General features: G+C 63.1%; 20 protein-coding genes and 4 tRNA genes. 3 read left to right on the top strand and 21 right to left on the bottom strand.

Annotation, left to right across the window (positions count from 1 at the left end):
* Positions 1 to 2 precede the first annotated feature (2 nt).
* The 19 genes from rpsJ to FA85_RS14780 all read right to left on the bottom strand — a co-directional run bounded on the left by rpsJ (position 3) and on the right by FA85_RS14780 (position 19890).
* On the bottom strand, positions 3 to 314 hold the full coding sequence (gene rpsJ, locus FA85_RS14870) for a 30S ribosomal protein S10 (RefSeq protein ID WP_014402136.1): 312 nt from the start codon (positions 312 to 314) through the stop codon (positions 3 to 5).
* A 460-nt stretch (positions 315 to 774) separates the two neighbouring features.
* Positions 775 to 1965 (bottom strand): elongation factor Tu, encoded by a 1191-nt coding sequence (gene tuf, locus FA85_RS14865; protein ID WP_036115500.1) that lies wholly within the window; start codon positions 1963 to 1965, stop codon positions 775 to 777.
* A gap of 50 nt (positions 1966 to 2015) precedes the next feature.
* The gene (fusA, locus tag FA85_RS14860; protein WP_036115501.1) at positions 2016 to 4139 is read right to left on the bottom strand and encodes an elongation factor G; all 2124 of its coding nucleotides are present in this window, start codon (positions 4137 to 4139) and stop codon (positions 2016 to 2018) included.
* Positions 4140 to 4165: 26 nt separating this feature from the next.
* On the bottom strand, positions 4166 to 4633 hold the full coding sequence (gene rpsG, locus FA85_RS14855) for a 30S ribosomal protein S7 (protein WP_036115503.1): 468 nt from the start codon (positions 4631 to 4633) through the stop codon (positions 4166 to 4168).
* A 16-nt stretch (positions 4634 to 4649) separates the two neighbouring features.
* Positions 4650 to 5024, bottom strand: coding sequence for a 30S ribosomal protein S12 (gene rpsL / locus FA85_RS14850; RefSeq protein WP_036115505.1), 375 nt, complete (start codon positions 5022 to 5024; stop codon positions 4650 to 4652).
* Between the two features lie 174 nt (positions 5025 to 5198).
* Positions 5199 to 9413 carry a DNA-directed RNA polymerase subunit beta' gene (rpoC, locus tag FA85_RS14845; protein ID WP_036115508.1) on the bottom strand — a complete coding sequence of 1405 codons (4215 nt, stop codon included), beginning with the start codon at positions 9411 to 9413 and terminating at the stop codon, positions 5199 to 5201.
* Between the two features lie 25 nt (positions 9414 to 9438).
* Positions 9439 to 13608, bottom strand: a complete 4170-nt coding sequence (gene rpoB, locus FA85_RS14840) for a DNA-directed RNA polymerase subunit beta (RefSeq protein WP_036115511.1) — start codon at positions 13606 to 13608, stop codon at positions 9439 to 9441.
* A gap of 242 nt (positions 13609 to 13850) precedes the next feature.
* The gene (rplL, locus tag FA85_RS14835) at positions 13851 to 14222 is read right to left on the bottom strand and encodes a 50S ribosomal protein L7/L12 (protein WP_036115514.1); all 372 of its coding nucleotides are present in this window, start codon (positions 14220 to 14222) and stop codon (positions 13851 to 13853) included.
* 44 nt (positions 14223 to 14266) lie between these two features.
* Complete coding sequence (gene rplJ, locus FA85_RS14830; RefSeq protein WP_036115517.1) at positions 14267 to 14800, bottom strand: 50S ribosomal protein L10; 534 nt, start codon at positions 14798 to 14800, stop codon at positions 14267 to 14269.
* A gap of 342 nt (positions 14801 to 15142) precedes the next feature.
* On the bottom strand, positions 15143 to 15850 hold the full coding sequence (gene rplA / locus FA85_RS14825) for a 50S ribosomal protein L1 (RefSeq protein WP_036115519.1): 708 nt from the start codon (positions 15848 to 15850) through the stop codon (positions 15143 to 15145).
* A gap of 3 nt (positions 15851 to 15853) precedes the next feature.
* Positions 15854 to 16282, bottom strand: a complete 429-nt coding sequence (gene rplK / locus FA85_RS14820; protein ID WP_036115523.1) for a 50S ribosomal protein L11 — start codon at positions 16280 to 16282, stop codon at positions 15854 to 15856.
* A 202-nt stretch (positions 16283 to 16484) separates the two neighbouring features.
* Positions 16485 to 17045 (bottom strand): transcription termination/antitermination protein NusG, encoded by a 561-nt coding sequence (nusG, locus tag FA85_RS14815; RefSeq protein ID WP_036115527.1) that lies wholly within the window; start codon positions 17043 to 17045, stop codon positions 16485 to 16487.
* Positions 17046 to 17053: 8 nt separating this feature from the next.
* A complete protein-coding gene (gene secE / locus FA85_RS14810) occupies positions 17054 to 17449 on the bottom strand; it encodes a preprotein translocase subunit SecE (RefSeq protein ID WP_051943919.1) in 396 nt (131 codons plus the stop codon).
* Between the two features lie 85 nt (positions 17450 to 17534).
* Positions 17535 to 17610 (bottom strand) — tRNA-Trp (locus tag FA85_RS14805).
* A gap of 92 nt (positions 17611 to 17702) precedes the next feature.
* The gene (gene tuf / locus FA85_RS14800; RefSeq protein ID WP_036115500.1) at positions 17703 to 18893 is read right to left on the bottom strand and encodes an elongation factor Tu; all 1191 of its coding nucleotides are present in this window, start codon (positions 18891 to 18893) and stop codon (positions 17703 to 17705) included.
* A gap of 63 nt (positions 18894 to 18956) precedes the next feature.
* Positions 18957 to 19032: transfer RNA gene (locus tag FA85_RS14795), tRNA-Thr, on the bottom strand.
* Between the two features lie 26 nt (positions 19033 to 19058).
* Positions 19059 to 19132 (bottom strand) — tRNA-Gly (locus tag FA85_RS14790).
* 17 nt (positions 19133 to 19149) lie between these two features.
* Positions 19150 to 19235 (bottom strand) — tRNA-Tyr (locus tag FA85_RS14785).
* A 169-nt stretch (positions 19236 to 19404) separates the two neighbouring features.
* Entirely contained in the window at positions 19405 to 19890 is a 486-nt protein-coding gene (locus FA85_RS14780; RefSeq protein ID WP_036115531.1) for an acyl-CoA thioesterase, read from the bottom strand.
* A gap of 101 nt (positions 19891 to 19991) precedes the next feature.
* Here FA85_RS14780 and FA85_RS21040 point away from each other — a divergent pair, with 101 nt between their 5' ends.
* The 3 genes from FA85_RS21040 to FA85_RS14765 are packed head-to-tail and all read left to right on the top strand — an operon-like array spanning position 19992 to position 22685.
* Entirely contained in the window at positions 19992 to 21908 is a 1917-nt protein-coding gene (locus FA85_RS21040) for a SpoIIE family protein phosphatase (RefSeq protein ID WP_051943921.1), read from the top strand.
* Positions 21889 to 22314, top strand: a complete 426-nt coding sequence (locus tag FA85_RS14770; RefSeq protein WP_051943922.1) for an ATP-binding protein — start codon at positions 21889 to 21891, stop codon at positions 22312 to 22314. The genes FA85_RS21040 and FA85_RS14770 overlap by 20 nt, the downstream gene beginning before the upstream one ends.
* Positions 22311 to 22685 carry an STAS domain-containing protein gene (locus FA85_RS14765; protein ID WP_036115534.1) on the top strand — a complete coding sequence of 125 codons (375 nt, stop codon included), beginning with the start codon at positions 22311 to 22313 and terminating at the stop codon, positions 22683 to 22685. The genes FA85_RS14770 and FA85_RS14765 overlap by 4 nt, the downstream gene beginning before the upstream one ends.
* Before the next feature lie 6 nt (positions 22686 to 22691).
* Here FA85_RS14765 and FA85_RS14760 read toward each other — a convergent pair whose 3' ends face one another.
* Together FA85_RS14760 and ychF are read right to left on the bottom strand one after the other, a co-directional pair.
* Positions 22692 to 23162 (bottom strand): MarR family winged helix-turn-helix transcriptional regulator, encoded by a 471-nt coding sequence (locus tag FA85_RS14760; protein WP_036115536.1) that lies wholly within the window; start codon positions 23160 to 23162, stop codon positions 22692 to 22694.
* Positions 23163 to 23273: 111 nt separating this feature from the next.
* The gene (gene ychF, locus FA85_RS14755; protein WP_036115538.1) at positions 23274 to 24365 is read right to left on the bottom strand and encodes a redox-regulated ATPase YchF; all 1092 of its coding nucleotides are present in this window, start codon (positions 24363 to 24365) and stop codon (positions 23274 to 23276) included.
* Positions 24366 to 24375: the final 10 nt, after the last annotated feature.

Below are 24375 nucleotides of genomic sequence, written 5' to 3'. Positions count from 1 at the left end.
GCTCAGCCGAGCTTGATCTGCACGTCAACGCCAGCCGCGAGATCGAGCTTCATGAGCGCGTCCACGGTCTTGTCGTTGGGGTCGACGATGTCCAGAACGCGCTTGTGCGTACGGGTCTCGTACTGGTCGCGGGCATCTTTGTCGACGTGCGGCGACACCAGAATGGTGTAGCGCTCAATCTTGGTCGGCAGCGGGATCGGGCCGAGGACCGTAGCGCCGGTGCGCTTGGCCGTCTCGACGATTTCGCTGGCCGAACGATCGATCAGACGATGATCGAACGCCTTGAGCCGGATGCGAATCTTTTGGTTCGCCATAAAAACCGTGTCCTGTTATCGAAAGAACGTTCTTGTGATTCGGAATGGCTTCTCGCCACCCCGCACAACCCTTGTTACTGACTTACGGGTGTCGCAACGGGCCGAACTGGAACGGTGTGGCACCGCCCGGAACGACCCGAAAAAGTCAGGCAGGCCGTATAAACGGCCCGCCTAGACAGAAAAGTATAGAATACACAACGACATCGGTCAACAGAGCTCGCGCCCGTTGGCCTGGCTGGCACTCTATGCGGCATCCTTGCCTGCGAACTCGAAGCACATTCCGTGCGCCTCATTTCGCGGTGAGCCCGTCCCGAAGGACTTAGGGCTGATATAACTCGGCGAATATAGCCGGTCTACCGGAGAAAAGGAAGCCCCTGCTCAAAAAATAACCAAAAAAAAGCGGGAGCTTTCGCTCCCGCCTCTTCAACAGCCGGACAGGTCACCCTGCCCCGGCGATTTCTTACTTGTTGATCTTGGCGACGACGCCGGCGCCGACGGTACGACCGCCTTCGCGGATCGCGAAGCGCAGGCCTTCGTCCATGGCGATCGGGAAGCCCAGGGTCACCGAGATCTTCACGTTGTCGCCCGGCATCACCATCTCGACGCCTTCCGGCAGCTTGATCGAACCGGTCACGTCCGTGGTACGGAAGTAGAACTGCGGACGATAGTTGCTGAAAAACGGCGTGTGACGGCCACCCTCGTCCTTCGACAGGATGTACACCTCACCCTCGAACTCGGTGTGCGGCGTGACCGACTTCGGAGCAGCCAGCACCTGGCCGCGCTCGACGTCTTCACGCTTCAGGCCGCGAACCAGCACGCCGACGTTGTCACCGGCCTGACCCTGGTCCAGCAGCTTGCGGAACATTTCCACGCCCGTGACCGTCGTCTGCTGGGTGTCCTTCAGACCGACCACTTCGGCCGGGTCACCCACCTTCACGATGCCGCGCTCGACGCGACCGGTCAGCACCGTGCCGCGACCCGAGATCGAGAACACGTCTTCGACCGGCAGCAGGAACGGCTTGTCGATCACGCGCTCCGGCTCCGGAATCCAGCTGTCCAGCGCATCGACCAGCTTGATGATCGACGGCACGCCGATTTCCGACTGGTCGCCGTCCAGCGCGAGGCGGGCCGAACCGTGAACGATCGGGGTGTCGTCGCCCGGGAACTCGTACTTCGACAGCAGCTCGCGGACTTCCATCTCGACCAGCTCGAGCAGCTCGGCGTCGTCGACCATGTCGGCCTTGTTCAGGAACACGACGATGTACGGCACGCCGACCTGACGCGAGAGCAGGATGTGCTCGCGGGTCTGCGGCATCGGACCGTCAGCGGCCGAGCACACCAGGATCGCGCCGTCCATCTGCGCCGCACCCGTGATCATGTTCTTCACATAGTCAGCGTGGCCCGGGCAGTCGACGTGACCGTAGTGACGGTTCGGCGACTCGTATTCCACGTGCGCGGTCGAGATCGTGATGCCGCGTGCCTTCTCTTCCGGCGCCGCATCGATCGAACCGTAGTCCTTGAACTCGCCACCGAAACGCTCGGCGCCGATCTTGGTCAGCGCGGCGGTCAGCGTGGTCTTGCCGTGGTCGACGTGACCGATGGTGCCGACGTTGACGTGCGGCTTCTTACGCTCGAACTTACCCTTTGCCATGACTCTGAAACCTCTGAAAAATCGTTAAAAGTTTTTATGAAGAAGCCCGATCAGGACTTCTTCATGACCTCGTCGGCGACATTCTTCGGCGCCGGCTCGTAATGATCGAATTCCATCGTGAACGTCGCACGACCCTGGGTCTGCGAACGCAGCGAGGTCGCGTAGCCGAACATTTCGCCGAGCGGAATCATCGCATTGACGGTCTTACCCGACGGCGTCTCTTCCTGACCGGTCAGCATGCCACGACGGCGGCTGATGTCGCCCATGACGTCACCGACATAGTCTTCCGGCGTCACGACCTCGACCTTCATGATCGGCTCGAGCAGAACCGGCTTCGCCTTGGCAAAGCCCTGCTTGAACGCCATCGATGCGGCGAGTTTGAACGCCATTTCCGACGAGTCGACGTCATGGTACGAACCGAAGACCAGCTTCACCTTGACGTTGACGACCGGGAAGCCCGCGAGCGGACCGCTGGTGATCGTCTCACGGAGGCCCTTCTCGACCGAGGGAATGAATTCCTTCGGGATAACGCCGCCGGTGATGTCGTTGATGAACAGGAAGTCGTCTTTGATGACCAGCTTCGGATCGGCGCGATCAGCATCGGTGATCGGCGACAGCTCGATCACGACGTGACCGTACTGACCCTTACCACCGGACTGCTTGGCGTGCTTGTAATCCGACTTGACGTCCGAATCCTGAATCGTCTCGCGGTAAGCGACCTGCGGCTTGCCGACGTTGGCTTCGACGTTGAACTCGCGACGCATGCGGTCCACCAGGATGTCCAGGTGAAGCTCGCCCATGCCCGAGATGATCGTCTGGCCCGACTCTTCATCCGTCTTGACGCGGAAGGACGGATCTTCCGCGGCCAGACGGCCGAGGGCGATACCCATCTTTTCCTGGTCCGACTTGGTCTTCGGCTCGACCGCCATCGAGATCACCGGCTCCGGGAACGTCATGCGCTCCAGAGTGATGATGTGATCCTGCGCGCACAGCGTGTCGCCGGTCGTGACGTCCTTCAGGCCGACCGCGGCGGCGATGTCGCCCGCGCGGACTTCCTTCAGTTCGTGACGCTCGTTGGCGTGCATCTGCAGGATGCGGCCGATGCGCTCCTTCTTCGACTTGACCGGGTTGTACACCTGGTCACCGGCATTCAGCGTGCCCGAGTAGACACGGAAGAACGTCAGCGCGCCGACGAACGGGTCGGTCATGATCTTGAACGCGAGCGCCGAGAACGGAGCGTCGTCCTTGGCCGGACGGGTATCCGGCTTTTCGTCCTCGTCGATGCCTTCGACCGGCGGACGGTCGAGCGGCGACGGGAGCAGATTGACGACCGCGTCGAGCATCGCCTGGACGCCCTTGTTCTTGAACGCCGTGCCGCAGAACACCGGGATGATCTCGCTCTTGAGCGTGCGCAGGCGCAGGCCCTCGATGATCTCTTCCTCCGTCAGCTCTTCGCCGCCCAGGTACTTGTCCATCATCTCTTCCGTGGCCTCGGCCGCGGCTTCGATCATGGCGGTACGGGCCGACTCGGCCTTTTCCTGGAGGTTCGCCGGGATGTCCTGGTACTCGAACTTCATGCCCTGGGACTCCATGTCCCAGATGATCGACTTCATCTTGAGGAGGTCGACGACGCCCTCGAAGCCATCTTCGGCACCGATCGGGACCTGCATCTCGACCGGGTTGGCGCCGAGACGAGCCTTCAGCTGGTCGACGACCTTGTAGAAGTTCGCGCCGGTGCGGTCCATCTTGTTGACGAACGCAAGGCGCGGCACCTTGTACCGGTTGGCCTGACGCCAGACGGTTTCGGACTGCGGCTGCACGCCACCCACGGCGCAGAGCACGAACACCGCACCGTCGAGGACGCGGAGCGAGCGCTCCACTTCGATGGTGAAGTCGACGTGTCCCGGGGTGTCGATGATGTTGAAGCGGTGCTCGGGCAGCGAACGATCCATGCCCTTCCAGAATGCCGTGGTGGCAGCGGAAGTGATGGTGATGCCGCGCTCCTGCTCCTGCTCCATCCAGTCCATCGTAGCGGCACCGTCGTGCACCTCGCCAATCTTATGACTGACACCGGTGTAGAACAGGATGCGCTCCGTGGTCGTGGTCTTGCCGGCGTCGATGTGAGCCATGATGCCGAAGTTGCGGTAGCGCTCGATGGGCGTAGTGCGTGCCACGGTCTTTCCTCAATCTGGAGCTGTAATTACCAGCGGTAATGCGAGAAGGCCTTGTTGGCCTCCGCCATGCGGTGCGTTTCTTCGCGCTTTTTGACGGCGCCGCCACGGGATTCCGAGGCTTCGAGCAGTTCAGCGGCCAGCTTGCGCGGCATGGACGTCTCGCCGCGCTTGCGCGCCGCGTCGATCACCCAGCGCATGGCAAGCGCCATACGACGGCCCGGACGGACTTCGACCGGCACCTGGTACGTAGCACCACCGACACGACGCGACTTGACTTCGACGGCCGGGGCGATGTTGCCCAGGGCCTTCTCGACAAGCTGCACCGGCTCGGCGTGCTTTTCACCGATGTGCTGCAGGGCGCCGTACACGATGGATTCGGCGACGGACTTCTTGCCGGACTTCATCACCATATTGATGAAGCGGGCGATCAGCTGGCTTCCGTGCTTCGGGTCCGGGAGGACCACACGGGCGGGATGGGAACCTTTACGCGACATAATTCTTGTCCTTTACTCAGCTCTTCGGGCGCTTGGCGCCGTACTTCGAGCGCGACTTGCGACGCTTGGTCACGCCGGCGCAGTCGAGACTGCCGCGAACCGTGTGATAACGCACACCGGGGAGATCCTTGACGCGACCGCCACGGATCAGGACCACCGAGTGCTCCTGGAGGTTGTGACCTTCGCCACCGATGTAGCTGATGACTTCGAAACCGTTGGTCAGGCGCACCTTGGCAACCTTACGCAGCGCCGAGTTCGGCTTCTTCGGGGTGGTCGTATACACGCGCGTGCAGACGCCGCGGCGCTGCGGGCTGCTCTGCAGGGCCGGCGAGGCGCTCTTGTACGCCTTCGGGCTGCGGGATTTGCGCACCAACTGGTTGACTGTCGTCATGCGAAGCTATTCCTGAGAAACATAAAGGCAGACCGAAAGATCGGCCCGCCATAAGAACGTTGTTGACGTGCGCCGCCCGCGAAGCGAACTGGCGCCCATCGTCCTTGAATCCGAACACGAGGCGCGTCCCTGCGCCTCATTTCGTATGTACAAGCAAAACCCGCGATACGGGCCTTACTCAGCGCTATCGTTGGACCCGGCAGCGGATTCAGCGAACGTGACGGTCGATGCCGAACCCGAGAGGGTTTCGAGCTCCGAAGCCGTCAGACCGCCCTGGCTACGACGCGAAGCGTGGTATGCCAGACCCGTACCTGCAGGGATTAGCCGCCCAACAATAACATTTTCCTTCAGGCCCCGCAACGTATCCCGGGTACCGCGAACCGCTGCCTCGGTGAGGACGCGGGTGGTCTCCTGGAACGATGCCGCCGAGATGAACGACTCGGTGGCCAGCGATGCCTTGGTGATGCCCAGCAGGACCGATTCGAAGCCGGCGCGACGCTCACCACGAGCCTCCGCGCGGTCATTCTCTTCATTGATCCGGACGCGCTCCACCTGCTCACCGCGCAGGTAGGTGCTGTCACCCGCCTCGGTGATCTCGACCTTACGCAGCATCTGGCGAATGATCGCTTCGATGTGCTTGTCGTTGATTTTCACGCCCTGCAGGCGATAGACGTCCTGAATTTCCTTGACCAGGTACGAAGCCAGCGGCTCCACACCCAGCAGGCGCAGGATGTCGTGCGGATTCGGCTCGCCGTCGACGACGGTTTCGCCCTTCTCCACGTGCTCGCCTTCGAAGACGATGACCTGACGCCACTTCGGAATCAGCTCTTCGTGCTCGTTGCCGTCCACGTCCTTGATGATCAGGCGCTGCTTGCCCTTGGTGTCCTTGCCGAAGCTGACGATACCCGAGCGCTCCGCGAGGATCGCCGGTTCCTTCGGCTTACGGGCTTCGAACAGATCGGCAACGCGCGGCAGACCACCGGTGATGTCGCGGGTCTTCGAGGTCTCCTGCGGGATACGAGCGACAACGTCGCCCACGCCCACTTCGGTACCGTTCTGGATCGACACGATCGCGCCGGCCGGCAGGAAGTACTGAGCCGCGATGTCCGTACCCGGCAGCTTGAGCTCGCGGCCCTTGCTGTCTTCCAGGCGAACGATCGGGCGCAGATCCTTGGCCTGCGTACCGCGACGCTTCGGATCGGTGACCACCGCCGACTCGAGGCCGGTGAGTTCATCGGTCTGCGACTGCACGGTGATGCCGTCGATGAAGTCGATGAAGCGCACCACGCCCGCCACTTCCGTAACGATCGGGTGGGTGTGCGGATCCCAGTTGGCGACGGTCTGACCGGACTTGACCGGGTCGCCGTCCTTCACCGAAATCGTCGCACCGTAAGGCACCTTGTAGCGCTCACGCTCGCGGCCGTTGGCATCGATGACGCTCACTTCGCCCGAACGCGAGACGGCGACCAGGTGACCCTGATTGTGCTCGACCGACTTCAGGTTGTTGAACTTCAGCGCGCCGGTGGTACGAACCGTGACGTTATCGACCGCTGCCGCACGAGACGCCGCACCACCGATGTGGAACGTACGCATCGTCAGCTGGGTACCCGGCTCACCGATCGACTGAGCGGCGACCACACCCACGGCCTCACCCATGTTGACCAGGTGACCACGGGCCAGATCGCGGCCGTAGCAGAGTGCGCAGACACCGTGGCTCGCACGGCAGGTGATCGGCGAACGGACCTTGATCAGCTGCACCGAGGCCTTGTCGAGCTTGTCGACCAGGTACTCGTCGAGCAGCGTGTCGCGGGTCACGATGGCCTGGTCGTCGTCGCCGGGGGCGTAGACGTCCTCGACCACCACGCGACCCAGCACGCGCTCGCGCAACGGCTCGACCACGTCACCGCCTTCGACGATCGGGGACATCATGACGCCGTCTTCCGTGCCGCAATCGTGCTCGGTGATGACGACGTCCTGCGCCACGTCGACGAGACGACGGGTCAGGTAACCGGAGTTGGCGGTCTTCAGCGCGGTATCCGCGAGGCCCTTACGAGCACCGTGGGTCGAGTTGAAGTACTGCAGGACGTTCAGGCCTTCGCGGAAGTTCGCCTTGATGGGCGTCTCGATGATCGAGCCATCCGGACGGGCCATCAGGCCACGCATACCCGCCAGCTGACGAATCTGCGCCGCACTACCACGCGCACCGGAGTCCGCCATGATGTACAGCGAGTTCATCGACTTCTGATTGACCGTCTTGCCTTCCGGGTCCTGGACCTTCTCGGTACCGATACCGTCGATCATCGCCTTGGCGACGAGTTCGTTGGTGCGGGACCAGATGTCGACGACCTTGTTGTAACGCTCGCCGGCGGTCACGAGACCCGACTGGTACTGCTCCTGGATCTCGACGACTTCCTTCTCGGCTTCCTCGAGGATGCCCTTCTTCTCAGCCGGGATCTTCATGTCGTCGATGCCGATGGAGATACCGGCGCGCGTCGCGAAACGGAAGCCGGTGTACATCAGCTTGTCGGCGAACACGACCGATTCCTTCAGACCGAGCAGACGGTAGCTCTGGTTGATCAGGCGCGAGATGTTCTTCTTGGTCAGCTCGGTGTTGACCAGCGCGAACGGGAGGCCGTCCGGGATGATCTCCATAAGCAGCGCACGGCCCACCGTCGTGTCGACGATGGCGGTACGCGACGACGTCGCACCCTCCGCGTCCTGCTCGGTGATGTGAACGCGGACCTTGACCTTGGCGTGCAGCTCGACGGCGCGGTTGTCGTACGCACGACGCACTTCGCCGACGTTCGCGAACACCATGCCGGCGCCCTTCGCGTTGATCAGCTCGCGGGTCATGTAGTACAGACCGAGCACGACGTCCTGCGACGGCACGATGATCGGCTCGCCGTTGGCGGGCGACAGGATGTTGTTCGACGACATCATCAGGGCGCGCGCTTCGAGCTGTGCCTCGATCGACAGCGGCACGTGGACGGCCATCTGGTCACCGTCGAAGTCGGCGTTGAACGCCGTGCAGACGAGCGGATGCAGCTGGATCGCCTTGCCTTCGATGAGGACCGGCTCGAACGCCTGGATGCCCAGACGATGCAGGGTCGGGGCGCGGTTGAGCATGACCGGATGTTCGCGGATCACGTCTTCCAGGATGTCCCAGACCTGTGCCTCTTCGCGCTCGACGAGCTTCTTCGCGGCCTTGATCGTCGTGGCTTCGCCACGAGCCTGCAGCTTGGCGAAGATGAAGGGCTTGAACAGCTCGAGCGCCATCTTCTTCGGCAGACCGCACTGATGCAGACGCAGCGTCGGGCCGACCACGATGACCGAACGGCCCGAGTAGTCGACGCGCTTGCCGAGCAGGTTCTGACGGAAGCGACCCTGCTTGCCCTTGATCATGTCGGCGAGCGACTTCAGCGCCCGCTTGTTCGTGCCGGTAATGGCACGACCGCGACGGCCGTTATCGAGCAGCGCATCGACCGACTCCTGCAGCATGCGCTTCTCGTTGCGGACGATGATGTCCGGCGCGGCGAGTTCGAGCAGACGCTTGAGGCGGTTGTTGCGGTTGATCACACGACGGTAGAGGTCGTTCAGATCGGAGGTGGCGAAACGACCGCCGTCCAGCGGGACGAGCGGACGCAGATCGGGCGGCAGCACCGGCAGGACGGTCATGACCATCCATTCCGGCTTGTTGCCCGACTCGAGGAACGCCTCGATCAGCTTCACGCGCTTGGTGAGGCGCTTGAGCTTGGTCTCGGAATTGGTCGAAGAGATCTCTTCCTTGAGGCGAATGACTTCGCCCGGCAGGTCGAGACTCTTGAGCAGCTCGTAGACGGCCTCGGCACCCATGCGGGCATCGAACTCGTCGCCGTGCTCTTCGGTCGCTTCCAGGTACTGGTCTTCGCTGAGCAGCTGGCCGCGCTCGAGCGCGGTCAGGCCTGGATCGATAACCACGAAGGCTTCGAAGTACAGGATGCGCTCGATGTCACGCAGCGTCATGTCCAGCATGAGGCCGATGCGCGACGGCAGCGACTTCAGGAACCAGATGTGCGCGGTCGGGCTGGCCAGCTCGATGTGGCCCATGCGCTCGCGACGGACCTTGGCCAGGGTGACCTCGGTACCGCACTTTTCGCAGACCACGCCGCGGTGCTTCATGCGCTTGTACTTGCCGCACAGGCACTCGTAGTCCTTGATCGGACCGAAGATGGCGGCGCAGAACAGACCGTCACGCTCAGGCTTGAACGTGCGGTAGTTGATGGTTTCCGGCTTCTTCACTTCGCCGTACGACCACGAACGGATCAGCTCCGGCGAAGCCAGAGCGATCTTGATCGCGTCGAAGTCCAGCGTCTGTCGCTGCTGGTTGAACAGATTGAGCAGGTCTTTCATGCGTAATCTCCGGTAGCCGCGACGATCACTTGATCTCTTCCAGCTCGATATCGATAGCGAGCGAACGGATTTCCTTCACGAGCACGTTGAAGGATTCCGGCATACCCGCGGACATCTCGTGGTTGCCGTCGACAATGTTCTTGTACATCTGGTTGCGGCCCTGCACGTCATCCGACTTCACGGTCAGCATTTCCTGCAGGGTGTACGCGGCGCCGTAGGCCTCGAGCGCCCAGACTTCCATTTCGCCGAAGCGCTGGCCACCGAACTGCGCCTTGCCGCCCAGCGGCTGCTGGGTAACGAGCGAGTACGGGCCCGTCGAACGCGCGTGCATCTTGTCGTCGACGAGGTGGTTCAGCTTCAGCATGTGCATGTAGCCCACGGTGACCGGGCGATCGAATGCCTCGCCGGTACGACCGTCGAAGAGCACCGTCTGACCGGATTCCGGCAGGCCGGCGAGCTTCAGCATGTGCTTGATCTCGGTTTCTTCCGCGCCGTCGAAGACCGGGGTGGCCATCGGGACGCCGTCGCGCAGGTTGTCGGCGAGCTGGATGATCTCGGCGTCCGTCATCGACTTGAGGTCGACGTGGCGCACCGCACCTTCCGCACCGGCATTGCCGTGGTTGTAGACCTCGTCGAGGAACTCGCGCAGCTTCGCCGGCTTCTCGTTGGCTTCGATCATGGCCGAGATCTTGTGGCCCAGGCCCTTGGCGGCCCAGCCCAGATGGACCTCGAGAATCTGACCGATGTTCATACGCGAAGGCACGCCCAGCGGGTTCAGGCAGATGTCGACCGGACGGCCGTCGGCGGAGAACGGCATGTCTTCGACCGGAACGATCATCGACACGACACCCTTGTTGCCGTGGCGGCCTGCCATCTTGTCGCCCGGCTGGATGCGGCGCTTAACGGCGAGGTACACCTTGACCATCTTGAGCACGCCCGGAGCGAGGTCGTCGCCCTGGGTGATCTTGCCCTGCTTCTCCTTGAAGCGCTTGTCGAAGGCCTCGCGGTGACGCTTGACCTGGTCGGCCGCGCGCTCGAGGAACTCCGAGACTTCCTCTTCCTTGACGTTGATCTTGAACCAGTCGTCTTTCTTCAGCGTATCGAGGTAGGCGTCGTCGATGACGGTGCCGCGCTTGAGACCGCCCGGACCGCTCATCGCGGACTTGCCGACGAGCTGCGCACGCATACGTGCGTAGATGGCGCCTTCGAGGATGCGGAACTGATCGTCCAGATCCTTGCGGATCCGCTTCAGTTCGGTCTCTTCGATCTGCTTGGCGCGCTTGTCCTTCTCGATACCGTCGCGGGTAAAGACCTGCACGTCGATGACATTGCCGTCCATGCCCGGGGGCACGCGCAGCGAGCTGTCCTTAACGTCCGAGGCCTTCTCGCCGAAGATGGCGCGGAGGAGCTTCTCTTCCGGCGTCAGCTGGCTCTCGCCCTTGGGCGTGACCTTGCCGACGAGGATGTCGCCCGCTTTCACTTCCGCACCGATGTACACGATGCCGGATTCGTCCAGACGAGCCAGCGCCTGCTCACCCACGTTCGGGATGTCGGCGGTGATTTCCTCGGCACCCAGCTTGGTGTCACGGGCGATGCAGGTCATTTCCTCGATGTGGATCGAGGTGTAACGATCTTCCTGGACCACGCGCTCGGAGATGAGGATCGAGTCTTCGAAGTTGTAGCCGTTCCACGGCATGAACGCGACGAGCATGTTCTGGCCGAGCGCGAGCTCACCGAGGTCGGTCGAGGAACCGTCCGCCAGGGTGTCGCCCACCGCCACGATGTCACCGACGTTCACCAGCGGACGCTGATTGAGGTTGGTGTTCTGGTTGGAGCGGGTGTACTTGGTCAGCGTATAGATATCGACGCCGGCGTCGTTCTCGTCCACTTCCGCTTCGTTGACGCGCACGACGATACGGGCGGCATCGACCTGGTCGATGACACCGCCGCGCTTGGCGGACACGGTAACGCCCGAGTCACGCGCCACGGCGCGCTCGATACCCGTGCCGACGAGCGGCTTCTGGCTGCGCAGGGTCGGAACGGCCTGACGCTGCATGTTCGCGCCCATCAGAGCGCGGTTCGCGTCATCGTGCTCGAGGAACGGCACGAGTGCCGCCGCGACCGACACCGTCTGCATGGGCGAAACGTCCATGTAGTTGATCTCGGCCGACGGACGCAGCTCCGACTCACCGCGGAAGCGGCAGGAGACGAAGTCTTCGAGGAACTTGCCTTCCTTCGACAGCGGCGAGTTCGCCTGCGCGATGACGTGGTCGCCCTCTTCGATCGCGGAGAGGTAATCGACCTTGTCGGTGACCTTGCCGTTCTCGACCTTGCGGTACGGCGTCTCGAGGAAGCCATAAGCGTTGGTGCGGGCATACACGGCCAGCGAGTTGATCAGGCCGATGTTCGGACCTTCCGGCGTTTCGATGGTGCAGACACGGCCGTAATGGGTCGGGTGAACGTCGCGGACTTCGAAGCCGGCGCGCTCACGGGTCAGGCCGCCTGGTCCGAGCGCCGACACGCGGCGCTTGTGGGTCACTTCGGACAGCGGGTTGTTCTGATCCATGAACTGCGAGAGCTGCGACGAACCGAAGAACTCCTTCACCGCCGCCGCGACCGGCTTGGCGTTGATCAGTTCCTGCGGAGTCAGGCCTTCGGATTCAGCCAGCGACAGACGCTCGCGAACCGCGCGCTCGACACGGACGAGACCGATGCGGAAGGTGTTTTCCGCCATTTCGCCGACCGAACGCACGCGACGGTTACCGAGATGGTCGATATCGTCGACCGTGCCGGTGCCGTTGCGAATGTCGATCAGGACGCGCAGGACGTCGAGGATGTCGGAGGTCTCGCCCTGCTCGGCGACCAGACGCTGCGACTCTTCTTCCTTGCGCTCGGAGAAGTACTTGTGATCGTAGAGCACGCCCGGACCGATGACGTCCTTGCGGCCGACACGGCGATTGAACTTCATGCGGCCGACGCCCGAAAGGTCGTAACGGTCGAAGGTGAAGAACAGATTGAAGAACAGGTTCTGCGCGGCATCCTTGGTCGGCGGCTCGCCCGGACGCATCATCCGGTAGATTTCGACCAGGGCCTCGAGCTGCGTGCGCGTGTTGTCGATGCGCAGCGTGTTCGAGATGTACGCACCACGATCGAGATCGTTGACGTACAGCGTCGGCACGGTTTCGATACCGCCCTTGCGGAACTTCTCGAGGTGCTCGAGGGTGAGCTCGTCGTTGGCCGCGGCGATGATCTCGCCCGTGTCCTTGTCGATCATGTCGATCGCGACGATACGGCCGACCGGGTAGTCGTCCGGCACTTCGAGGGTGGTGATCTTCTCGCTGGCCAGCTGACGGACGTGGCGCGCGGTGATGCGCTTGCCGGCCTCGACCAGCACCTTGCCGTCGACCAGCAGGTCGAACGAGAGGGTCTCACCGCGCAGGCGCTCGGCGACGAGATCGAGCGTGACGCCGCCCTTCTTGCCCAGGTGGAACACGTTGTGCTCGAAGAAGATGTCGAGCATCTCTTCGTTGCCGTAACCGAGCGCGCGCAGGAGCACCGTCACCGGCAGCTTGCGGCGACGATCGATACGGGTGAACAGCGCGTCCTTCGGGTCGAACTCGAAGTCGAGCCACGAGCCACGGTAAGGAATGACGCGAGCCGAGAACAGCAGCTTGCCCGAGCTGTGCGTCTTGCCGCGGTCGTGATCGAAGAACACGCCCGGCGAACGATGCAGCTGCGAGACGATGACGCGCTCGGTGCCGTTGATGATGAAGGTGCCGGTGTCGGTCATGAGCGGGATCTCGCCCATGTAGACCTCCTGCTCCTTGACGTACTTCACGGCCTTCTTGGAAGCCGGGCTGTCCTTGTCGTAGATCACCAGGCGGACCGTCGTGCGCAGCGGCGCACCGAACGTCATGCCACGGTTGCGGCATTCACGTTCATCAAACGCGGGTTCGCCGAGCCTGTAGTCGACGTACTCGAGCGCGGCATTGCCGGAATAGCTGGAAATCGGGAACACCGACTTCAGGGCGGCGTGGAGGCCCTTCTCTTCGCGCTGCTTGGAGCTCAGCTGCTCCTGCAGGAATTCCTTGTACGAGTCAGTCTGGATGGTCAGCAGGTTGGGCACGCCCAGCACGGGCGGGCGCTTGCCGAAGTCCTTACGGATGCGCTTCTTCTCGGTAAACGAGTAGGTCATGGTAGGTACCGCCTCGACTCAGTAATGGGTCAATCAAAAATCGGATGGATCGAAAATCGGAGATCGAGATTCGTACCGCAGGGCATCGCTGCCCTCGACTCCCGATGTCCCATTTCCGACAGGGACAGCGTGGAACATGACGCGTGACGCTTCGAACAGGCCGCTGAACGGCCAAAGCCCGGGGGCTTACGCCCCCAGGCTCACTTGACGCTATGTCGAACTACTGGCGCGCAAGGCGCCGATTACTTGAGTTCGACCGTGGCGCCGGCAGCTTCCAGATCCTTCTTGAACTTGGCAGCGTCGTCCTTCGAAGCGGCTTCCTTCACGACGCCACCGGCTTCGGTCAGGTCCTTCGCTTCCTTCAGGCCGAGGCCGGTGATGGCGCGGACAGCCTTGATGACGTCGACCTTCTTGTCGCCAGCGGACTTGAGGATCACGTCGAACTCGGTCTGCTCTTCAGCGGCCGGGCCGGCAGCGGCCGGGCCAGCGGCGGCAACCGGAGCGGCAGCCGAGACGCCAAAGGTGTCTTCGATCGACTTAACCAGTTCCATGATTTCCATCAGGGACTTGGCCTTGATGGCTTCGACGATCTGTTCGGTGGTCAGGGTGGACATTGTTTCTTACCTTTAAATGGTTTCGATGAGAAAAGTCGGCGAACTTAGGCGGGTTCGGCTTCGGTCGGGGCGTCGGCGGCGACTTCGCCACCACCCTGCTGATCGGCCACTGCCTTGACGGCGCGTGCGAACATCGCAGCCGGTTCGGACAGGACGCGGGCCAGCATGGCAAGCGCTTCCTGGCGGGTCGGCAGCGACGCGAGAACGTCGACGTGCGCCGGGGGAAGCAGCTTGCCTTCCACCGAAACGACCTTCGGGATGAGCTTGTCGTTAGACTTTGCGAATTCCTTGATCACGCGCCCGGCAGCGCCGGGTTCTTCGAGCGAGAACGCATAAAGCAGCGGACCGACGAGAGCGTCCTGGACGACCTCGAACTCGGTTCCGGCGACAGCGCGGGCGGCAAGCGTGTTCTTGACAACTTTCAAGAAAACGCCCGACTCGCGTGCCTTCTTACGCATCGCGGTCATCTGAGAGACCGTGGTGCCTGCGTACTCGACAGCGACCAAGGAGTGAGCCTTAGCGGCGATTTCTGCCAGCTCTGCGACTACTTCTTGCTTCTGGGACAGATTGAGAGCCATTGCACTCCTCCAATTGAACTCCGCTCACGACTCCTGCCGTTTGCGGTCCTGGGCGACATCGTCCTGACGTCGGGGACACGACGTGTCCCGGGTGGTGGCCTTTCCCCATTCGAAACGAATACGGAAGGGGCTACACCATCTACGCAGGCCGGACACCGCGAGGTATCCGATTAAGCGAACCCGCTAACGACGACGGCGTTTCCATGCCAACACGAGCTCCCTGCTCGTCGCCGTCGCGCGCTGAACGCGCCTACGGTCTTTGACGGCTACCGTGGACTTGCGTCCCCGGCTGCCCTCAAAAACGTTCCCCCGCCGGCGAACCGGCGGGGGCCGTAAAACGGATTACTTGGCCGAGGTGTTCACGGTCGAGGTATCGACCGGCACGCCCACGCCCATGGTGCTCGACAGCGCGACCTTCTGGATGTACTGACCCTTGGCTGCGGAAGGCTTGGCCTTCAGCAGGTCGGCGATCAGGGCATTCAGGTTGTCGGCCAGCTGGGCGGCTTCGAAGCTCGCCTTGCCGATGGTGGCGTGGATGATGCCACCCTTGTCGTTACGGAACTTGACCTGGCCGGCCTTGGCGTTCTTGACGGCCGTGGCGACGTCGGCGGTGACCGAGCCGTCCTTCGGGTTCGGCATCAGGCCACGGGGACCGAGGACCTGACCGAGCTTACCGACAACGCGCATCGCGTCCGGCGTAGCAATGACGCGGCCGTAGTTCAGATCGCCAGCGGCCATCTTCTCGGCGAGGTCGTCCATACCGACAGCGTCGGCGCCGGCGGCGAGAGCGGCGTCAGCCTTCTCACCCGGCGGCACGAACACGGCCACGCGAACGGTCTTGCCGGTGCCGTGCGGCAGCAGCGAGGAACCGCGAACGCCCTGGTCGGACTTCTTCGCGTCGATGCCGAGACGGACCGAGACGTCGACCGACTCGCCGAACTTGGCCTTGGCGTTGTCCTTGACGATCTTCAGCGCTTCGTCGAGACCATAGGTCTTGCCGGGCTGGACAGCGGCCGATGCGGCCTTCATACGCTTAGTGAGCTTTGCCATGACTTAACCCTCCACCACCAGACCCATGGAACGCGCGCTGCCGGCGATCGTACGCACGGCGGCTTCGAGATCAGCAGCCGTGAGATCCGGCTCCTTCTGCTTCGCGATTTCCTCGAGCTGGGCGCGGGTGACCTTACCGACCTTGTCGGTGTTCGGCTTCTGCGAGCCCTTGGCCACGCCCGTGATCTTCTTGAGAAGGATCGAGGCCGGCGGGGTCTTCGTGATGAAGGTGAAGGTACGGTCCGAGTAGGCCGTGATCACGACCGGGATCGGAAGACCCGGCTCGAGCTTCTGCGTGGCGGCATTGAACGCCTTGCAGAACTCCATGATGTTCAGGCCGCGCTGACCGAGGGCCGGACCGACCGGCGGCGACGGGTTAGCCTGACCGGCCTTGACCTGCAACTTGATGTAACCAATGACTTTCTTTGCCATTTAACTTTCCTCGCGAGTGCTGACGCCTTGCGGCTCCTCGCTGTTGACCTTCCGTGGTGGTGAGGGGATCCGCACCTGCGAACCCCTGAAACGCGGACACGCCGAAGCGCAAGGCTCCAGCGTGGACCGGGCATTATAGGCGTCCGACCCGGGCTAAGCAACCCGATGCCGAATGGGCGGGAGCGATCCCGCCAGGAGGCCCTTAGGCCTTCTCCACCTGGCCGAACTCGAGCTCGACCGGGGTAGAACGACCGAAAATGAGCACCGCGACGCGCAGGCGGCTCTTTTCGTAGTTGACTTCTTCGACGACGCCATTGAAGTCGTTGAACGGACCTTCGGTGACGCGAACCATCTCGCCCGGCTCGAAGAGAACCTTCGGACGGGGCTTTTCGACACCCTCGCGCACGCGGCTGAGGATAGCGTCAGCCTCGGTATCGCGGATCGGGTGCGGACGATCGGCGGTGCCGCCGATGAAACCCATGACCTTCGGGGTTTCCTTGACCAGATGCCAGCATTCGTCGTCGATGCGCGGCACCTTGCCGCTCGTATCGGTTTCGATCTGGACCAGAACATAACCCGGGAAGAACTTGCGCTCGCTGCGACGCTTCTGGCCGCCGCGCATCTCGATGACTTCCTCGGTCGGGACCAGGATCTCACCGAACTTCTCTTCCATACCTTCGCGCACGACGCGCTCGGTCAGGGCCTTGCGAACCTGCTGTTCGAAACCCGAATAGGCGTGAACCACGTACCAGCGCTTGCTCATGCCTTACCTCAATGTCCGAGCTTAAGCAGCCAATCGAGCACGATGGTTTTAAGCAACCAGTCGATCAGCCCCATCAGCAGCGAGAGAATGATGACGACCACGATGATGATGCCGGTGGTCTTCAACGTTTCGTCGCGCGACGGCCAGACGACCTTGCGCAACTCGAACTGCGATTCGGAGATGAAACCACGCAGCTTGCGGCCGGGCACCGTAAAGGCACCGATCGCCATGGCGGCGACGACCGCGGCGATAACGCCGACGACGCGCGCGAAGGACGGCACGCTCGGGTTATCGCTGAAATAGTAGAAACCGACGATGCCGGCGACGAGCACCACCAGCGCGAGCGCCAGCTTGCCGAAATCGGCCGGGCCCATACTCTTGGCTTGTTCTGCCTTGGTGTTCATGCGCGCTTGGCCTGGTGCCTGACGGACGTAGCGAGCGAAACCGCCTGCTTGCGCCCGGCGTCAACCGCCGTCGTTCCTCGAAAAGTGGCACGCCAGGAGGGACTCGAACCCCCAACCTGCGGTTTTGGAGACCGCTGCTCTGCCAATTGAGCTACTGGCGTACAAATGAAACCGTTGAACCGCGGGGCGGGCAGTCAAAGACCGACCCGCCCCGCGACCGGGTGCCGACCCCGAGGGGCCGGCATCACTTATCTTACTTGTTGATCTTGGCGACGACGCCGGCGCCGACGGTACGACCGCCTTCGCGGATCGCGAAGCGCAGGCCTTCGTCCATGGCGATCGGGAAGCCCAGGGTCACCGAGATCTTCACGTTGTCGCCCGGCATCACCATCTCGACGCCTTCCGGCAGCTTGATCGAACCGGTCACGTCCGTGGTACGGAAGTAGAACTGCGGACGATAGTTGCTGAAAAACGGCGTGTGACGGCCACCCTCGTCCTTCGACAGGATGTACACCTCACCCTCGAACTCGGTGTGCGGCGTGACCGACTTCGGAGCAGCCAGCACCTGGCCGCGCTCGACGTCTTCACGCTTCAGGCCGCGAACCAGCACGCCGACGTTGTCACCGGCCTGACCCTGGTCCAGCAGCTTGCGGAACATTTCCACGCCCGTGACCGTCGTCTGCTGGGTGTCCTTCAGACCGACCACTTCGGCCGGGTCACCCACCTTCACGATGCCGCGCTCGACGCGACCGGTCAGCACCGTGCCGCGACCCGAGATCGAGAACACGTCTTCGACCGGCAGCAGGAACGGCTTGTCGATCACGCGCTCCGGCTCCGGAATCCAGCTGTCCAGCGCATCGACCAGCTTGATGATCGACGGCACGCCGATTTCCGACTGGTCGCCGTCCAGCGCGAGGCGGGCCGAACCGTGAACGATCGGGGTGTCGTCGCCCGGGAACTCGTACTTCGACAGCAGTTCGCGAACTTCCATCTCGACCAGCTCGAGCAGCTCGGCGTCGTCGACCATGTCGGCCTTGTTCAGGAACACGACGATGTACGGCACGCCGACCTGACGCGAGAGCAGGATGTGCTCGCGGGTCTGCGGCATCGGGCCGTCAGCGGCCGAGCACACCAGGATCGCGCCGTCCATCTGCGCCGCACCCGTGATCATGTTCTTCACATAGTCAGCGTGGCCCGGGCAGTCGACGTGACCGTAGTGACGGTTCGGCGACTCGTATTCCACGTGCGCGGTCGAGATCGTGATGCCGCGTGCCTTCTCTTCCGGCGCCGCATCGATCGAACCGTAGTCCTTGAACTCGCCACCGAAACGCTCGGCGCCGATCTTGGTCAGGGCAGCCGTGAGCGTGGTCTTGCCGTGATCGACGTGACCGATGGTGCCGACGTTGACGTGCGGCTTCTTACGTTCGAACTTACCCTTTGCCATGAGCGCTAAACTCCGCTGGAGCCAATGAGATAGTAAAAAAGGAACCGCCGCGGGCGACGAAGATGGTGCTCATGACTGGAATCGAACCAGCGACCTCTTCCTTACCAAGGAAGTGCTCTACCGACTGAGCTACATGAGCACGAAACGCAGCGCGCGTAAGATCAATGGAGCGGGAGACGGGAATCGAACCCGCACAATCAGCTTGGAAGGCTGAAGTTCTACCATTGAACTACTCCCGCACTGCGCGGAACTCGTTTGGTGGAGGAAGGTGGATTCGAACCACCGAAGGCGTAAGCCAGCAGATTTACAGTCTGCCCCCGTTGGCCGCTTGGGTATTCCTCCAACATAGAACGCCTATTGTCGCGAGCGCCCCGGAAACTGTCAATAACTTCCGCACGTAAAATACACATGCCTTGACCGCTTACCGACGCCCGGACAGCCCACCGATACGGGTTGTCGGTGAGCGAGCCGCGCAGTGTAACGAGGCGGGTCGCCCTTGGGAAGCGTTTTGTCAGGCCTCCCGCGTGGCGAGCACCAGTGGCTCCATCGCACGCGACATTTCCATCAGCTTGAGGGCGTACTCCTGCAGGCGCAGATCCCTCTCTTCAACCGGCTTCCAGGGCGGAACCGGGGTCGGCTTACCGCCGTCCGCCTTGTCCATGGCCACGAAGACCATCACGCAACTGGTGGCCAGACGCTGTTCGCCGCTACGGAGGTCCCGTGCGAGGACGTCCACCGCGAGGTGCATGCTCGACGTGCCGGTATGGATCAGACGGGCGCGGACGGTCACGAGGTCGCCGATGAGAATCGGTGCAAGGAACTGGATGCCACTGACCGAAACGGTCACGCAATAGGCGCCACTCCAGCCCACCGCACAGGCGTACCCTGCCTGATCGAGCCACTTCATGACCATGCCGCCGTGGACTTTGCCGCCGAAGTTCACATCGGTCGGTTGGGCCAGGAAACGGAATTCGACTTCTCGCTGGGTGCCGGACATGCCGCTACCTTGCTGGGGAAAGTCACATTATGGCCGCTGGGCGGCTTGTCGGACCGCCCCGCGCGGCATAGATTCGAAGCCATCGTCCCCGGGAGCGCCCCATGGTTCTTCGCAGCGTCGCCTCGCGACTCGCCCTGGCTATGCTTTTGGGGTCGGCGATCATCATGATCGTGACCGGCGGACTGCTGCTATCCCACACCCGTGAGCAGACGCTGGCCCAGACCCAGCGCGAAGCGGCCGCCGTCGTCCAGTCCGCCGCCGTCCGCATCCAGGGACGCATCGACGGGGTCGCCACCATCGGACGCACCCTCGCCGCCCTCCTTCACGACCGTCGGGACCAGGCCCCCGCCCTCATTCGCGACACGCTCGCCGCGAACCCGGAGATCGTCGACATCAGCGCCGCCTTCGTACCGCGGGACAGCTCGGCGGTACGCGATCAGGACGCCCCGGTAGTACGTCGCGGTCCCGGTGGCTCGCTCATCGCCAGCAGCCGTAGAACGGATCCGGAGCCGTACTGGAGTTCCGACTGGTTCGTCCAAGGCCTGAACTGCGACAGCGGCTGTTGGCAAGCGCCATTCCGGATGGCCGGTCGTCCCGAGACCCTGGTGGGCTATTCGGTCGCGATACCGGGCACGAGCCGCATCCCGGTCATCGGCGTCGCCGACGCGACCATCAGCCTCGACTGGCTCCAGCGACTCCTCAGCCAGCTTGGCAAGCCTGAACACGCTTCCGCGTTCGTGGCCGACAGCGACGGCATCTTCCTCGCGCATGACTGGACGTCGTACATCGGCAGCCGGGCCAGCCGCCCTCTGAGGGAGGCCATGGCGACGGGAAAGAACCCGATACGGCTGACGCCCGAGATGGGCGCGCGCGTGAGCGAGCCCGTCTGGGTCTACTACGTACCGATTCGTGGGACCGGCTGGATCTTCGGACTGAGCATGCCTGAGCGCGCCGTGCTGGCCGACCTCCGGCGCACCTACATGGTGGACATCCTGCTGGGATTGCTGGCGCTCGCCGGCGTCTCTCTCATCGCACTCATCGTCACACGCCGCCTGATGGCTCCACTGGGCGTCCTCGCCGAGCGCGCGGAAAACGTGGCGCGAGGCGACCTGGATTTCGCCCTGCCCGACGTCCGGCGGAACGACGAGGTAGGTCGCCTCACCCGGGCCTTCGACCATATGCGGCATCAGCTCGCGGGCCATATCGATACCGCGAAGCGCACCGCCCGTGAGCAGGAGCGTATCGCCAGCGAGCTGGAGATCGCCCGCCAGATCCAGCTTGCCCTCATCCCGGAACCGCGCTGGCTCGCCGCGGACGGTCGTATCGAGCTGTTTGCCGCGCTGCGCCCGGCCAGTGCGGTGGGCGGCGATCTGTACACGTATTTCGCGCTCGGCGCGAAGCACGTCTGCGTCATGGTCGGCGACGTCTCCGACAAGGGCGTGCCGGCCGCCCTGTTCATGGCGCGGACGATCACTCTCGCGCGCACCATCGCCACGCACGCACGGTCGCCGAGCGACATCCTCGCCGCGCTCAACCGTGAGCTGTGCAAGGGCAACGACACCTGCATGTTCGTCACCCTGCTATGCGGTGTCGTGGAGACCGAAACCGGGATGCTCAGCATGGCCAGCGCCGGGCACGAACAGCCCGTACTGCACGCCGGCGGAAGCGCCATCCTCGTCGACGTCGAAACCGGCCCCGCCCTCGGCCTCGATCGCGAAGCGCGCTACCCTGTGCGGGTGATGACACTGCTGGGGGGCGACACCGTAATCATGTACACCGATGGCGTCAGCGAAGCGCACGCAGGCAATCAGCGCCTTTATGGCGCGGATGCCTTGCTCGACAGCGTCTCGCGCATCGGCGAAGGCGCGACACCGGAGGCGCTCGTCACCGGCGTTCTGAACGACGTCGATGCTTATGTCGAGGGCGCCCCCGCTTACGACGACATCGCACTGCTCGCGCTGACCTGGCACGACGCCGGGGCGAAAGGAGTCCGCCTCGATGCGGTTGCGCATTCCTAATCGTCTCGAGGACGTGTTTCTTGCCCTCGACCGCGCCGGGAGCGCGCTCGAACGCGGCGACGTCGATCCCGCCTGTCGCACGGACGTCCGCCTCGTGCTCGAAGAGCTGCTGGTGAATACGGTCCGTCATGGCTATCCCGACGGGCGCGACGGCAGCATCGAGATTCAGCTGGACATCGGCAACGACATGGTCCGACTCGAGCTGCGCGACGATGCCATGCCCTTCGATCCGCTGGAACCGGAACCGCCGGACCTCCCTGGCGATATCGCCCTGCGCGACATCGGCGGACTCGGCTTGCATCTTGCACGCAGCATCGCCAGCGATTTCCACTATGCACGCGACGAACATGGCAACCGTGTCGTCATCCGCTTCGATCCATCCCTGTCCGACGAGCCTGCCCCATGACCCTGATCGTTCGCAGTGAATCCCCGACCACCGACCGCAGCACCGTGTGGCTGGAAGGCCGCCTCGATGCGGCGACCTTCGGCGAATTCGACGACGCACTGCGCGATATCACCCCGCTCGTGGACAACGGGGGCACGCTGATCATCGATCTGTCCGCGCTCGATTACATCAGCAGCGCCGGCCTGCGCAGCCTCGCGCAGCTACGCAAACAGATGCAGGATCGTGCCGGCCGCACGTTGCTGCTGAACCCGCAGCCGCAGGTGAAGAAGGTTTTCGAGATCGTGAAAGCGGTGCCGGTGGCGGAAGTATTCGCCAGCGTGGCCGAGCTGGATCAGTACCTGGATCACATGCAGCGGCAGATCACCGGCTGAGGTCCGTTAGCCGCTCTTCGCGGTATCGATCAGGCTCGCGCGCAGCGTTTCCAGCTGCGCCTTCAGACCGACGAGCTCATCGATCTCGCAACCGGTCGCGCAGAACACGTCGACGGGAACATGCCCGGTTTTCTCGCGCAACGCCCTGCCTTCGTCGGTGAGCGTGACGAGGACCTGCCGCTCATCGCGCGTACCGCGCGTGCGCACCACGTGGCCCGCTGCCTGCAAGCGCTTCAGCAGCGGGGTAAGCGTGGCCGAGTCGAGAAACAGCCGGTCGCCCAGTTCCGACACGGTGATGCCGTCGCGCTCCCACAGCACGAGCATGACGAGGTATTGCGGGTAGGTAAGGTCCAGCTTTGCCAGCAGCTGGCGGTAGAGCTTCCCCATCGCGAGGTTTGCGGAATACAGCGAAAAGCACAGCTGCCCGTCGAGGGTACGCGGGGCTTCGACGCCTTCCGGAAGGGATTTCCTGCTCATGCCCTGAATGTAGGGTTGTGAATATTGAATTGCAAGCGATTGAATTGCGCGGCGCGAAAAAAAGGCCTCGCGTGAGCGAGGCCTCTCGTTATCACCGATGAACAGCCGGAATCAGACGTTGAAGCGGAAGTGCAGAATGTCGCCTTCCTTCACCAGGTATTCCTTACCCTCGAGACGAAGACGCCCGGCTTCCTTCGCACCCTGCTCGCCGTTGAACTTGATGAAGTCGTCGTAGCCCACCGTTTCGGCGCGAATGAAACCACGCTCGAAATCAGTATGGATGACGCCGGCCGCCTGCGGCGCGGTGGAACCGGCGCGGACCTGCCAGGCACGGACTTCCTTTTCGCCGGCGGTGAAATACGTCTGCAGGCCGAGCAGCGTGTAGCCTGCGCGGATGACGCGGTTGAGGCCCGGCTCTTCGAGGCCGAGATCCTTAAGGAACTCGTCGCGATCGGCGTCTTCGAGCTGAGAGAGCTCTTCTTCGATGGCGGCGCAGATGGGCACGACCTCGGCACCCTCTTCCACGGCACGCGCACGCACGGCGTCGAGGTGCGGATTGTTCTCGAAGCCGTCTTCCGCCACGTTGGCGATGTACATCAGCGGCTTCATCGTGATCAGGAACATGTCGCGGACGAGGGCTTTTTCCTCGGCATCGAGACCAGCCGCACGGGCCGACTTGCCCTGATCGAGCGCGACGCGGAGCTTCTCCAGCACCGGTTTCTTCGCGATCGCGTCCTTGTCGTTGGCCTTGGCCGAACGGGTGGCGCGGTCGAGCGCCTTCAGCACGGCCTCGAGATCGGCCAGCGCCAGCTCGGTATCGATGGTCTCGATATCGGCGATCGGGTCCACCTTGTTCGCCACATGAATGACGTTGCCGTCTTCAAAGCAGCGTACGACGTGCGCGATGGCGTCGGTCTCGCGGATGTGCGCGAGGAACTTGTTGCCCAGACCCTCGCCCTTCGATGCGCCCGCCACGAGACCGGCGATGTCGACGAATTCCATGGTGGTGGGAATGACGCGCTGCGGCTTCACGATGCCAGCCAGCGCGGTCAGGCGCAGGTCGGGCACGGGGACGATGCCGGTGTTCGGCTCGATCGTGCAGAACGGGAAGTTGGCGGCGGCGATGCCCGCCTTGGTCAGCGCATTGAAAAGGGTGGACTTGCCGACGTTAGGCAGGCCGACGATGCCGCATTTGATGCCCATGGCGATCTTG

It is taken from the genome of Luteibacter mycovicinus, assembly GCF_000745235.1.
Classification (GTDB): Bacteria; Pseudomonadota; Gammaproteobacteria; order Xanthomonadales; family Rhodanobacteraceae; genus Luteibacter; species Luteibacter mycovicinus.
This window is presented reverse-complemented; position numbering and strand designations above follow the sequence as displayed.

Coding starts and splice junctions, on each gene's coding strand:
- rpsJ (WP_014402136.1), bottom strand. CDS start 314: ATGGCGAACCAAAAGATTCGCATCCGGCTCAAGGCGTTCGATCATCGT.
- tuf (WP_036115500.1), bottom strand. CDS start 1,965: ATGGCAAAGGGTAAGTTCGAGCGTAAGAAGCCGCACGTCAACGTCGGC.
- rpsG (WP_036115503.1), bottom strand. CDS start 4,633: ATGTCGCGTAAAGGTTCCCATCCCGCCCGTGTGGTCCTCCCGGACCCG.
- rpsL (WP_036115505.1), bottom strand. CDS start 5,024: ATGACGACAGTCAACCAGTTGGTGCGCAAATCCCGCAGCCCGAAGGCG.
- rpoC (WP_036115508.1), bottom strand. CDS start 9,413: ATGAAAGACCTGCTCAATCTGTTCAACCAGCAGCGACAGACGCTGGAC.
- rpoB (WP_036115511.1), bottom strand. CDS start 13,608: ATGACCTACTCGTTTACCGAGAAGAAGCGCATCCGTAAGGACTTCGGC.
- rplL (WP_036115514.1), bottom strand. CDS start 14,222: ATGTCCACCCTGACCACCGAACAGATCGTCGAAGCCATCAAGGCCAAG.
- rplJ (WP_036115517.1), bottom strand. CDS start 14,800: ATGGCTCTCAATCTGTCCCAGAAGCAAGAAGTAGTCGCAGAGCTGGCA.
- rplA (WP_036115519.1), bottom strand. CDS start 15,850: ATGGCAAAGCTCACTAAGCGTATGAAGGCCGCATCGGCCGCTGTCCAG.
- rplK (WP_036115523.1), bottom strand. CDS start 16,282: ATGGCAAAGAAAGTCATTGGTTACATCAAGTTGCAGGTCAAGGCCGGT.
- nusG (WP_036115527.1), bottom strand. CDS start 17,045: ATGAGCAAGCGCTGGTACGTGGTTCACGCCTATTCGGGTTTCGAACAG.
- secE (WP_051943919.1), bottom strand. CDS start 17,449: ATGAACACCAAGGCAGAACAAGCCAAGAGTATGGGCCCGGCCGATTTC.
- tuf (WP_036115500.1), bottom strand. CDS start 18,893: ATGGCAAAGGGTAAGTTCGAACGTAAGAAGCCGCACGTCAACGTCGGC.
- FA85_RS14780 (WP_036115531.1), bottom strand. CDS start 19,890: ATGTCCGGCACCCAGCGAGAAGTCGAATTCCGTTTCCTGGCCCAACCG.
- FA85_RS21040 (WP_051943921.1), top strand. CDS start 19,992: ATGGTTCTTCGCAGCGTCGCCTCGCGACTCGCCCTGGCTATGCTTTTG.
- FA85_RS14770 (WP_051943922.1), top strand. CDS start 21,889: ATGCGGTTGCGCATTCCTAATCGTCTCGAGGACGTGTTTCTTGCCCTC.
- FA85_RS14765 (WP_036115534.1), top strand. CDS start 22,311: ATGACCCTGATCGTTCGCAGTGAATCCCCGACCACCGACCGCAGCACC.
- FA85_RS14760 (WP_036115536.1), bottom strand. CDS start 23,162: ATGAGCAGGAAATCCCTTCCGGAAGGCGTCGAAGCCCCGCGTACCCTC.
- ychF (WP_036115538.1), bottom strand. CDS start 24,365: ATGGGCATCAAATGCGGCATCGTCGGCCTGCCTAACGTCGGCAAGTCC.